This is a genomic window from Arcticibacter tournemirensis, from assembly GCF_006716645.1.
Classification (GTDB): Bacteria; Bacteroidota; Bacteroidia; order Sphingobacteriales; family Sphingobacteriaceae; genus Arcticibacter; species Arcticibacter tournemirensis.
The window spans coordinates 1637248-1649636 of the sequence record NZ_VFPL01000001.1 but is presented as its reverse complement, the minus strand read 5'-3'; the positions used below and the strand labels follow the sequence as shown (position 1 = coordinate 1649636).

The 12389-nt window shown below is 42.2% G+C and carries 6 protein-coding genes; all 6 read right to left on the bottom strand.

The window, feature by feature from the left end; translation table 11 throughout:
• Nucleotides 1–2 precede the first annotated feature (2 nt).
• Nucleotides 3–3377, bottom strand: a complete 3375-nt coding sequence (locus BDE36_RS07090) for an efflux RND transporter permease subunit (RefSeq protein ID WP_141814312.1) — start codon at nucleotides 3375–3377, stop codon at nucleotides 3–5.
• Between the two features lie 26 nt (nucleotides 3378–3403).
• Nucleotides 3404–4501, bottom strand: coding sequence for an efflux RND transporter periplasmic adaptor subunit (locus BDE36_RS07085; protein ID WP_141814311.1), 1098 nt, complete (start codon nucleotides 4499–4501; stop codon nucleotides 3404–3406).
• An 18-nt stretch (nucleotides 4502–4519) separates the two neighbouring features.
• A complete protein-coding gene (locus BDE36_RS07080) occupies nucleotides 4520–5902 on the bottom strand; it encodes a TolC family protein (RefSeq protein WP_235904313.1) in 1383 nt (460 codons plus the stop codon).
• An 18-nt stretch (nucleotides 5903–5920) separates the two neighbouring features.
• Nucleotides 5921–6490, bottom strand: coding sequence for a TetR/AcrR family transcriptional regulator (locus BDE36_RS07075; RefSeq protein ID WP_128770306.1), 570 nt, complete (start codon nucleotides 6488–6490; stop codon nucleotides 5921–5923).
• Between the two features lie 163 nt (nucleotides 6491–6653).
• Nucleotides 6654–7733 carry a ribosome small subunit-dependent GTPase A gene (gene rsgA, locus BDE36_RS07070; protein WP_141814310.1) on the bottom strand — a complete coding sequence of 360 codons (1080 nt, stop codon included), beginning with the start codon at nucleotides 7731–7733 and terminating at the stop codon, nucleotides 6654–6656.
• Nucleotides 7734–8089: 356 nt separating this feature from the next.
• Nucleotides 8090–12103, bottom strand: a complete 4014-nt coding sequence (locus tag BDE36_RS07065; RefSeq protein ID WP_141814309.1) for a hybrid sensor histidine kinase/response regulator transcription factor — start codon at nucleotides 12101–12103, stop codon at nucleotides 8090–8092.
• Nucleotides 12104–12389: the final 286 nt, after the last annotated feature.

The window sequence follows — 12389 nt, the reverse complement described above, 5'->3', positions numbered from 1 at the left end:
CACTATTTCTTAAACAGTTTCTTAACTCTTTTAGAATTTGAATCGGCTACCAGATACATGCAGGGAACCAAAACGAGGGTTAGAAAAGTAGCAAAGCTCAACCCAAAGATAATCGTCCAGGACAACGGTCCCCAGAATGAAACGTTGTCTCCTCCGAAATACAAATGAGGATTAAATTCCGTAAACAAGGTTACAAAATCTAAGTTCAATCCAACCGCCAACGGGATCAAGCCAAGCATAGTAGCTGTGGCCGTAAGCAATACCGGCGTCATCCTGGTGCGGCCAGCTTCCATTACCGCCTCCCGCACTTCCATACCCTGCTCTACCATAAGGTCGGTAAACTCGACGAGCAGGATTCCATTTCTGACAACTATCCCGGCGAGTGCAACGATACCAAGCCCCGTCATAACAATAGACAGCTGCATACCAAAAATGGTGATCCCCAGTAATACACCAATAATACTAAACAAGATCTCACTCAATATAACCACTGGCTTACTGATAGAGTTAAACTGCAATACAAGGATAACAAGGATAATGAATAATGCGCTCACCATAGCAGTCATCAAAAAGGCAGCTGTTTCCATCTGCTCTTCCTGCTCCCCTGCCATCTTTATTTCAACACCAGCAGGCGCATTGAACTGGTTGATTTCCCGTTGAATATTAGCAACTACCTCGTTAGCATTGTATTCAGACAACACGTTTGACGAAAGAATAATTATTCGTTTCTGTTGCTTACGCTTAATACCACCATAGGTATTGACATAATCGATATTAGCGAAAGAAGATATAGGAACTTGCCTTATCGTACCATTCATGGCCATATCACGATAAGTCAGCTTCATATTTCTCAACGCCTCCAGGTTGTTTCGCTGGTCTTCTCTTGCACGAACATTGATTTCATAATCTTCATTTACGTCCCGATATTTCGAGACTTCCTTTCCGTATAGAGCAGTGCGTAACGCCATGCCCACTTGCCCGGTAGAGATCCCTTCGCGATTGGCACGTTCCCGGTCAATATCGAAGATAATTTCCGGCTTATTATTCTGGAAATCTGATTTAAGCTCCTCAACACCTGCTATCTGTTTCGCATCCAGGTATTTTTTTAACCTGTCGGAAGTCACTGCTATCGAATCAAGATCATCTCCTGTGATCTCAATACTGATCGGTTTTGCAGTGGGAGGACCACCCTGTTCCTGCGCAACTGTGATCTGCGCCCCTGGTATACCTTTTACAGCATCACGGATTTTTCCGAGATAATTGTTGGTGCTCTCACCTGTTCGTTTGCCATAAGCCACGAAAGCAACAGTTACTTTACCTTTATTAGTGTACTCACCCTGATCTTCGCCCTGAGGGTCAGTAACACCAACCGTCACATTAGAGATTATTGAAGATACATCGGGATTGTTTCTGCCAACTACCTTCTCTACCCTTTGCTCTACCTTCTCTACGATCTTATTGGTATATGCCTGGTCTGTACCAACCGGTAATTCGATGTACACATAAACAAAGTTGGGGTCTGCAGTTGGGAAGAACACTATTCTTGGCGGCACCACAGCAATGAGGATCATCGTCAGGAAGAAAAGACCTACGGTACTCCAAATCATTGTTCTCGGCCGTTTAAGAGCCCAGGTTAACAGATTATTATACTTATTTACCAGCTTCGGCCATACCTTGGTTTGAAAGTTCTCAATAGCCCCCGTCAGAACAAAATGATTTAAAAGGTATAGCAATGCCAGCAATACGATAAAGTTCCCGAGACCAAAATTAACCAGGTATCCCAATATAGCCATTATGACAAAAACGATCAGAGTCTTCTTCACTGTGGGGTCAAAGGTTGGCTTATGGTCAGGATTGCGATCGTGCGGCTTCATAAAATCCACAGCAAATACCGGATTTATAATATAAGCCACTACCAAAGAAGCGGTTAAAGTAACAATAAGCGTTACCGGAAGAAAATACATGAATTCGCCGATGATACCCGGCCAGAATAGCAGCGGAAAGAACGGAGCCAGTGTTGTTAAAGTCCCCGACAACACGGGCATGAAAACCTCTCCTGTAGCTGTCTTTGCAGCCTGAATAATCGGCACCCTTCCATTATCAAAGATGCGGTGTGTATTCTCTACCACTACAATGGCATCGTCGACCACAATTCCGAGCCCCAGCAGGAAAGAGAATAATACCATCATATTCATGGTAAAATTAAAATCGAAAACACCGCCGAGTACGGGCATGGAGAGGAAAGCAATAAACATGGAAAGCGGCACCGACAGCGCCACGAACAGCGCATTGGTAACTCCCATAAAGAACATCAGGATAAGTGTTACCAGGATAAACCCAATGATGATGGTATTGATCAGATCGTGCAATGTAACCCTGGTTTGATCCGACTGGTCTCCTGTAATTGTCACATCCAGCTTAGAGGGCAGTACTGTTCCTTTCATTTCCGCCAGCATCGCGTTGATCTTATCCGACGCTTCTATCAGGTTTTCACCGCTTCTTTTACGAACGTTTAGGGTAATTACATTTTTACCATACAACCGCGCGTAACTGTTCTGTTCTTTAAAAGAATCCTTCACTTCGGCGATATCCTTCAGATATACTGAACCTCCTGCCTGAGATTTGACGATCATATTGCCCAGTTCGTCCGCGTTAGCGAACTCCTTTTTTATGTTCAGCGTTCGCTGCATGCCGTCCATTTTCACAGCGCCCCCTGATATGGTGAGATTTTCTGCTGCTACAGCATTTCCAATGTCGTCAAAAGAAATCTGAGCACTTTCCATCTTCCGGAGATCTACATTGATCTGAATCTCCGGCTCCAGAGCGCCCACGATATCGACTCCTGCAATCTCCTTCAAGCCCTCAATTCTGTCTTCAATATCATCTGCATATTCCTTGAGTTTTTTCAGATCGTAATCGCCCGATATATTGATATACATAATGGGAAGATCCGAAAGGTTGATATCCATAACCTCCGGCTCATCAGGTAAGTCGGATGGAAGATCGACTTTGGCCTTATCCACCGCGTCTTTAACACGTTGCTTGGCATCCTTGATGTCAACTCCCGTATTAAACTCAGCTGTTATAAAAGAGAAGTCCTGAAACGAATTGGAAGTAATTTTCTTCAATCCCAGGGTACCCCTGATTTCTTTTTCCAGCTGTTTGGTGATCAGGTTTTCCATGTTCGCCGGTGAAGTGCCCGGATATACAGTCTGCACAAATATCTTAGGGATAATTACTTCAGGGAAGTTCTCCTTAGGAAGGCTGTTATATGAAAAGTATCCAGCCAGGATCAGAATACAGGTAAATACATATATTGCTGTCCTGTTATCTATAGCCCAGCTGGAAGGGCGAAATTCTTTATTTACGTCTTTCATTATTTTAAGATTATCATCAATCTCTATTATATTTTCACAGGATCACCGTCGTTCAGCTCCTGAAAGCCGGTCACGATTACCTTATCCCCAGGCTTTAACCCGTTAAGCACTTCAGCCTTGCCATCTGAGATTTTTCCGGTTTTAACATCAGTCTTTCTGGCTTTTCCATTAACAGCGATATAAACATATTCACTGGTTTCTGATTTCTGAATAGCGTTGATGGGCACAGATATAGCCTTACTGTTTTTATAATCGATTATCCGAAGAATTGCAAGCATGTTAGGCCTGTATCTTTTATTTGAAGGAAGCTTCACTTCTACGTTGAAACCTCTTGACACGGGATCGATCACTTTGGCCGCGAACGAAATCTTTGTATTAAGGGTCTCCGGCAGATCGGGCAAAGACACTTCCACTTCGTCACCCTGATTTACACGCGAAGCATAATTTTCTGATACCAGAGCCTTTACTTTCAAGCGGCTGGCGTTAACGACTCTAATCCCTGTGGGAACGCCTGGAGATACAGATTGTCCCAACTTCAATTCCATGGCATCAACAGTACCGGCCACGGGACTCTTGATTTTATTCATCGCAGCCTGTGATTTTAACGCAGAAAGCTGTTTCTGAAGCCCTTCCTTCTTGCTTTTCTCCGTGAGATACTGTATCTCCGTCCCGATCTTTTGATCCCAAAGATTTTTCTGACGATTAAAAACGGTCGTTTGCAAATCCAACTGGGTTTGCAACTGGGCAATATTCTGACGCAGAACTTTATCGTCGAGTTGTGCAAGCACCTGCCCGCGACCTACATTTTGCCCAACTTTGACATAAATGGCAACCACAGACCCTGCTGATTCAGGAGTGATCTCCACATTATCCTCCGCGTCTACTTTTCCCTGCACTTCAACAAAATTTCTAAACAGGCCTTCGTTCACTTCGGCAACCGTAACCTCTTTAGCCTCTACCTGACTTGAGTTTTTACTAAACTCTCCTTCAAGTTTTTCGATCTTTTCATTCAGCGCTGTACGCTCCTTTTTGAGCTTCTCAAGCTCTGCTTTTTTATCTTTTGGTTTTTCCGATCCGCAGGAGGCCAGAAAAAGAACAAGTGCGATGCTATATACTACTTTCATGTGTTTAAGTATTGAGTGTTAATAGTTAATGTTTCCCAGAGCTTTATCCAGATCGACCTTATTAATGAGCAGATTGTATAAAGCAGTGATGTAATTATTTTGAGCTTCTCTTAATGACGTTTCGGCGGTGGTTACTTCCAGGCTGGATCCAACTCCCTGTCCGTACTTAATACGTGTAACGCGGAGGATCTCTTCAGCCAGTCGCAGATTTCTCTCCTGGTTTTCAACGGAGCGCTGACTGTTCATGTAAAGCTTCTGAGACGCCGAAATTTCGTTCGCTATTCCGTTTTTCAGATCCAGCATCGAATTCTCTGTCTTTCTGACGGACAGCTTCGCATTCCGAACATCATATATACGCTGCCCGCCGCTTATCAGGTTCCACGAAAGAGTAAACCCGATTACAGAAGTGGGAAAGCTCTGATCGTAATGGCTGGAAAAATCATCCGACTGAAAGTTTTTTGAGGCGCTCGCGAAGCCTTTCAATGTGGGCAGATACGCGCTTTTATACCTCTTTACATCCAGCAGGTTCAATTTTCTTTGCGTCTCCAGGAGTGCGTATTCGATCCTTTTTTTGTAAGCAGTGCTATCAGCAGGGACTATTGAAACAGCTTCCGACCGGATATCATTTATTTGATCCGTTGGCACAAGCACTGCCCCTACCGGCATACCCATCTGGAATTTCAAAAGATCGGTGTTTATTGAAAGAGACCGTATGGCATTCTCCCGCTCCGTTTCCAGATTGTTTTTCAACACCTGAAGGCGGTCAGCATCGATCTTTTCTACAAAACCATTCTTAAACATTGCTTCCGTTTCGTTAAACGACTTCGTCAGCTGTGTTAAATTCGCATCGATAAGCTTCAGCTGTTCTCTATTTACCAACACTGAATAGTAAGCCTTGGTTACAGCTACAACCGTTTCGATTTTAGTCCTTGTGCTGGCCCGAACCGACAGTTCTTTATACGTTTTTGAAGCCTGCAGGCCCACAAAAAAGGTACCATCGAAAATGAGCTGGCTAAGCTCTATACCAGCTGTTGAATTGTACTTCGTACCAAACTTCACTGGTATGGGCGTGGGCGACGGAGGACTTAAAAACTCGCCTGGCAACAGAGTAGTAGGCAGCTTGAGGTAATCCTGAAAGTTATAACTGGCAGAAACCTGCGGTAAGCCTGTCCCCACAGTTTTCTTTACGTCATTCCTGGCTATTTCTTCGTCAATTGTTGCGTTTAACACAGCGGACTGATGTTTTACGGCATAATCAATAGCTTCCTTTAAGGAAAATTTATAGTTCAGTGTATCAGGCACCTGGGCCAACAATGGTCCTCCTGCTGAAAAGAGAAGCGAGATGATAAAACAAATCCTGTTTTTCATAAATATATTACTGATGGAATTATTTGTTTTCATTTAATATTATCGTTTTTCCTATTCCCCGTTCAAGTCATATTTCATTTCGATGAAATCCTGCATCTCCCGGAGGGGGTAATTCTGCTGAGAAATATAGGCCAGTGCAATCCCGTCGAGCATAGAGCAAAGCAGGTAACCTTCAAGTTCTGGATTTTTGTAGCCCAATGCTTTGAACGCCTTTGCCAGCTCTGCCATCCACTCTTTCCTTACAGATTCGAGCTCGTTCATTAATCCTTTAACAACCTTAGGTTGCGCCATCAAAGCCATTATTAGCTTCAGCACATTAGTTTGCCGATGTATGGCGTTGAATGAATAAGAGATCACCTGCCTCAGAAGTTGCCGCGGCGAAAGTATATCACTGTCCTTGAACATAGCCGTGTTTTCCTTCATTATTAGTTCAAATATTGCGTTAAGAATATCTTCTTTACTCGTGAAATAATAATAGATCAACCCTTTGGATAACGCTGCTTCTTCGGCGATACTTCCAACCGAAGTGGATAAATATCCTTTCACCGCAAACAGATTGAATGCGGCCTCCAGAATCTTTTCCCGCGCATTCTCGTGGGGCTTTGTAGTTACGTTCTGCATGTTTAAGACACAATAAATACGACTGACTGGTCGGTCAAATATACAAACATTATTTAAAACGCAAGGGAATTTTTCACATGATACACCTGTAACAGTGGGAATTACCGAATCTTTACTACATATGCCATCGCTGGCTGTTTCGGTTCAAATTCCAAGTATTTGATTAATCAGTGTACCCGTTCCCGTTTTTTTTCACGTTCTTTTTATAGTTTTTAACCCACTTGCCAATCATTTTATCTTTTCTTTTCCGTTCAGCTACTGTCGACTCGAAATGCGCTTTCTCTTTTTGCATTTTTAGATAATTACCATAAGAAGCCCTGTCGATCTCTCCATTTTCCACCGCCCTGATAACCTCACATCCAGCTTCGCAGGTGTGCGTACAATCCTTAAACCTGCAATTCTGAGAAAGCCTGATGATCGTGTCAAACGTCGTTTCCAAACCGGTTTCCACATCGGCCATTCCCACCTCCCGCATGCCCGGGTTATCTATTAAAATCCCCCCATTGCCGAGAATGATTAATTCGCGATGAGTTGTCATATGCCTGCCTTTATTTGTGCTCTCGCTTATAGTTTCAGTTTTCATTAACGTTTTGCCGGAAAGGTTATTTACCAGTGTTGATTTACCAACGCCTGATGATCCTAACATGCAATACGTTTTACCATTCTTAATAATTGACGTTATCTCATCGTAACCCCGGCGGGTTTCGTTGCTTATCGAAATTACAGGCACATTTGGGATCCTTGCCTTTATAGTCCTCAGAATTTCATTAAGTTTTACATCATCGATCAAATCGGTTTTCCCGATAACAATGACGGGGTGCACGTTGGACGAATGACAAATGGTTATGTACCTTTCAAGCCTGTTGATGTTAAAATCCCTGTCGCCAGCCTGCACTACAAAGGCAAAGTCAATATTCGTTGCAATGATCTGAATTTCTCCAAAATGGCCCACCGCTGGCCTTTTGAGAACAGAGAATCTTGGTAGTATCTGATGGATTATTGCAAAATCCGGATCGTAAGCGGTGAGTGCAACCCAATCTCCAACGGCTGGGAAATCTTCACGACTTCTGGCCGTAAAGCGCATATTCCCGGTTATTTCGGCTTCAAACTCACCTTTAAGTGTATTGACTGCATACCGCTCCTTGTGCTCGGCAACAACCCTTCCTATTTCAAAAACTTCAAGTCCCTGCTCAAGCCGGTATGTTTCAAATTGTCTATTATATCCTAAATCTTCTAATTTCATTATCGCGTTATATTGCAGAAGGCCGGTCAGTATTAAACCTCGCGTCATTTGTTGTCACAAGGAATTCGTATTAAGAAATACAATCCATAGATCTTGTGACGGAACAAATCCTTCATCTGTAAAGATCTTACCACACTTAAGAATGTGATCAAGATGTCAAAAATTGATAATAGAGTATCAGTCCCGGAAGATTATCCGGGCGAAAGAACTGATAGTCAGGAACACTGACTATCTCTTAGGCAATTCCCGCCATGGAAATAGAAGATGGCTTCTTCATAAAATTATTCGTTTTGCAAAGGTATGCCTTTTTCTTAACTATTATACAGTTAAACTATTGAAACCATGCATATAACTAATTATGGAGCGGGCATTTTTCTACTGTTATGACTAATGAACTCCCGGGGGGACATATTATAACACTTGTAAAACGCTTTTGTAAAATAGGACGCCGAGTTAAAACCAACGCGGAAGGCTACTTCGTTAATCCGGCTGTCTGACTCAAGCAACAAAAGGCAGGCCTTTCTGAGCCGGTAGTTCCGGAGATAATCACCGGGAGAGTATCCACTTATCGCCTTCAGCTTTCGCTGCAAATTAGATCTGCTGATATTCAGTATATCAGTAAGTGACTCTACCGTAAAGTTTTCGTCGGAGATATGCTTCTCTATTTCTTCATTTAATTTAACCAGGAAGTATTCATCGCTTTTATTGGTTGCCAAAGACGAGTATGGAGCTAAAGGCGAGCGGTTGAAGCTATCCAACAGCGTCTTTCTGTTTTTCAATAAACTGGCTATCTGAGCTTTCAAATATATTGTAGAAAATGGTTTTTCGATAAAGACGTCAGCTCCCGATCTCAGGCCTTCGGCTTTTGTTGAGTTCTCGATTTTAGCAGAAAGTAGTATTAGAGGGATATGCGAATAGTTCATATCCGACTTTATCTTCTTTACAAAAGAAATCCCGTCTATCCCGGGCATCATGATATCAGATATAACCAAACTGTAGTTCTTTTCGTCCAACATCTTCAATGCGATGGATGCATCTTTTGCTGTATCTACTACATAGTCACCCGATAAGCAATTGCTGATAAAGTCTGTCATATCAGAATTGTCGTCGACAGCCAAAATTGCAACTTCAGCGGGCTCGTGGCTAAGGGAAAACACATCTCTTTCTTTATGTTTCTCTTCGGTAAGGCTTAGCATTTCAGGCTGTGAGATGTTAAGATCTGAAAAAGTAAACAAGAATATTGATCCTCCTTTTTCAGAATCAGCAACTTCGACATTGCCACCCAAAAGTGAAGTCAGATGCTTCACCAGCGATAGTCCGATTCCGGTTCCCATATTATCTTTTCCCGACTGGATCTGGTAAAAAGGATCGAATATGAGATTCTTCTTTTCGTGGGGAATTCCGTCTCCGTTGTCTTCGACGCTGATAGTATAAGACTTATCCCTGTTACATTTGAGTTCCAGGACGATCTTACTAGTTGTAAATTTGAGTGCATTGGTGAGGAGGTTACTAATAATCTTTGTCAGAGCTTCCGGATCCGACTGTATGAACAAGCCATTCTCTTTAGGAAGCCTTAAGTCAAACACTATATTTTTACTCTGAGCAGCCTTTTTAAAACGTTCGTGCATCTCGACCATGAATGCCTTCAGATCTACTCTTTCGGGTTTCATCATATAATCTACAGCTTCCATCTTTCGAAAGTCCAGGAGCTGGTTGATCAAAACGGTTAACCGGTCGCAATTCTTCTCGATAACAGAGAGGTTCTGCCTTTTTTGACTATTATCCTCACCTGCTGCAATGATCTCCTCCAGAGGCGCTTTTATTAAGCTTAATGGAGTTCTGATTTCGTGCGCTATAGTGGTAAAGAATTCTATCTTCGACTCGAAAGCTTTGGTCTCCTGTTCGGTTTTAAATGACTCCAGGTGCCTGATTTGCTTAATCCGGTTTCTTCCGATGTAATATTTAACAACAAAATACAGGAGAGACACTCCCAGTAAAATATAAAGGATCTTAGCAGGTATTGACCACCAGAATGGAGGGAGTACCTCAATGAATATTTCACAGCCTTCTTCATTCCAGAGACCGTCGTTGTTTGAAGCCTTTACTTTAAACTTATAGTCGCCTGGGGGAAGATTTACATAAGTAACGTTTTTATTATTTCCCGAGAAATTCCAGCCGGCATCCGCACCTTCCAGCTTGTAAGCATACTGGTTCTTTGAGGGAGAAATGAAGCTAAGGCTGACGAATGAAATGGTAAAAGAGGATGTATTGTAACGAAGCTTAATTGCCTCCTTTTTATTCAGGCTGGTCTGTATCTGTTTCTGAACCTCCGGATCGGAATTTCCGAGTAGCTTTATTTGGGTAATGGCTACATCGGGCAAGATCTGATTTTTAACTTTATTGAGATCCTGGGGGTAGAAGCAATTAAAGCCGTTAATACCCCCGAAATAAAACTTTCCGTCCTTCGCCTTATACGTAGATTTGTAGTTAAACTGATTGCTTTGCAAGCCGTTTTCTATATTATAAAGTTTAAACTTATCTGGCTCTTCAGTATTCAAGCAGATAAGACCTTTATTGGAGCTTAACCAAAGATTACCGAGCGGATCGTCCAATACTCCATATATCACGCCATTAGGAAGCCCCTCAGACTCTGAAATATTCCGAAAGCGATCTCCTTTCTTGTCATAGATAAAGATTCCTCTTCCTTCGCTCGAAAAAACCAGTCTGCGTTGACTATCAACATAAATACTGGTTAATTTGCTGCCTGCTATAGGATCCTTTCTTTTTACCTGATCATAGTATATCCAGCGCTTTAGTTTGCTATCAAATTTAATGGCGCCGCGCCCGTACGAAGCCAGCCAAAGATTGCCGGAATCATCCTCTTTGATATCGTAAATAAAGGAGCTCACCTCCTTAATACGAATAAACTCCCGTCTTTTTTTGTCGAACTTATTCAGCCCTACTGTCGTACCTACGAAAATGTCTCCCCCTTTTGTTTTATATAATGAGAAAACGCAGTCATTGTCTATACTATTTGGGTCATCAGGTTTATTTCTGTAATTGATAAGCTTTTTAGTCCTCGTGTTGTAAACGTCTATCCCCCTCGAAAAAGTACCTATCCAAAGATCCTCGCCGTCCAGAAGCAAGGCGTGTGTATTATGATAGGTTGTTCTTACAGGCTGTGTTATCCGTTTCGTTTTTACGTTAAAATAGTTTACGCCTCCATCTTCAGTAGCAATCCAGATATTGCCTTTTGGGTCTTCACAAAACTGGCTTACGGCCTTTCCCGACAAAAAGCCCTGTAACAGATCGGGATGATACGTTTCTATAGCAAGAAGGGAGGTGTTCAAATAATTTATGCCTCCAAAATAAGTCCCTATCCAAACGCCACCTTCCTTGTCACGCGCGATAGAATAAACGTTCTGATCACTCAGGCTATACTTAAAGTTGGCGATATCTATCCGTTTTGATACTCCATTTACAGTGTTAAAAAGATACAGACCATCATCAGAGCCGATCAGCATCGCCTCATCGGTATACTGAAATACTGAACGGATATGCGTAACATAGTTAAAACGGGATTGACGGTTTAAATAAGATGTGTATCCGTCCGTTTGTTTGTTATAACAGAGTAAGCCTCCCGCCCATGTCCCTAACCAGAGATTCCCCCTGTTATCTTCTGTCATAGATAATATTTCGTTATCGGTGTTACCTGTTTTCCCTGTAATCGAATGTATTATTTCCAACCTGTTGGTCTGGGTGTTATATCTTAGCAAACCGGCTCGGGTACCTGCCCATATAGTTCCAGACCTGTCTTCCATGACCGACCAGAAGGTACTTACATCCAAATTGGTTTTCTCTATTTCAACTTTCCGGAGCTTCTGGCTTTTAGGGCTATAGATATACAATCCCTGGGACATTGTTGCGATCCATAAATTGCCTTTTTTATCAACTACTAACGCGTTCACAGCAGAAGAGATTGAAGAATTACCAGAAGCTTTCAGAATTAATTTACTGAAAGTCTCTGTCACTTTATCCATGATATACAATCCGGCATCCGTTCCAACATACAGATGATCTTTATCCATCTGTTTAATGCTTCGGATAAAGTTGTTTCCTATCGACCCTTTCTTTCCAAACTGATGCTGATATACCTTAAAGGAACTTCCGTCGTAGCGGTTTAGGCCATCTTTTGTCCCAAACCACATAAACCCACTTTCATCTTGCAGGATACAATATGCAGCATTCTCTGATAACCCATCGGTAACCTGAAGTTTCTTAAAACGAAAATTAGAGTTCTCCTGCCCCCGAAGGGTGAAAGAAAAAAAGAATGATATAAAAAAGCATATATAGGGTATAGCCTTCCTCATAATGTAATTTAGCTCCTTCATTTATACATGGCCCGCCAGTCATCAAATTTAAAGATTCGCGATACATCCCACGCATCTCATAATTCAGAACGCGACGTTGCGATCAAATTGTTACTTATCTTCTTGCAGCAATTTGCGAAGAGAATGTGAATATGCATTAATGAAAGAATGGTAAAAACCGGTCAAAAATGGTAAAAACAGGCTAATACGATGTCGTTTACCTGTTTTTACCACTTTTTGCCTTAAAAGTGTTCTTGAACCCCGATGGCCCATTCTAACTTTATCT

Bases quoted from the DNA above. Each gene is read 5' to 3' on its own strand.
- BDE36_RS07080 (WP_235904313.1), bottom strand. From the start codon at position 5,902: ATGAAAACAAATAATTCCATCAGTAATATATTTATGAAAAACAGGATT.
- BDE36_RS07065 (WP_141814309.1), bottom strand. From the start codon at position 12,103: ATGAGGAAGGCTATACCCTATATATGCTTTTTTATATCATTCTTTTTT.
- rsgA (WP_141814310.1), bottom strand. From the start codon at position 7,733: ATGAAATTAGAAGATTTAGGATATAATAGACAATTTGAAACATACCGG.
- BDE36_RS07090 (WP_141814312.1), bottom strand. From the start codon at position 3,377: ATGAAAGACGTAAATAAAGAATTTCGCCCTTCCAGCTGGGCTATAGAT.
- BDE36_RS07075 (WP_128770306.1), bottom strand. From the start codon at position 6,490: ATGCAGAACGTAACTACAAAGCCCCACGAGAATGCGCGGGAAAAGATT.
- BDE36_RS07085 (WP_141814311.1), bottom strand. From the start codon at position 4,501: ATGAAAGTAGTATATAGCATCGCACTTGTTCTTTTTCTGGCCTCCTGC.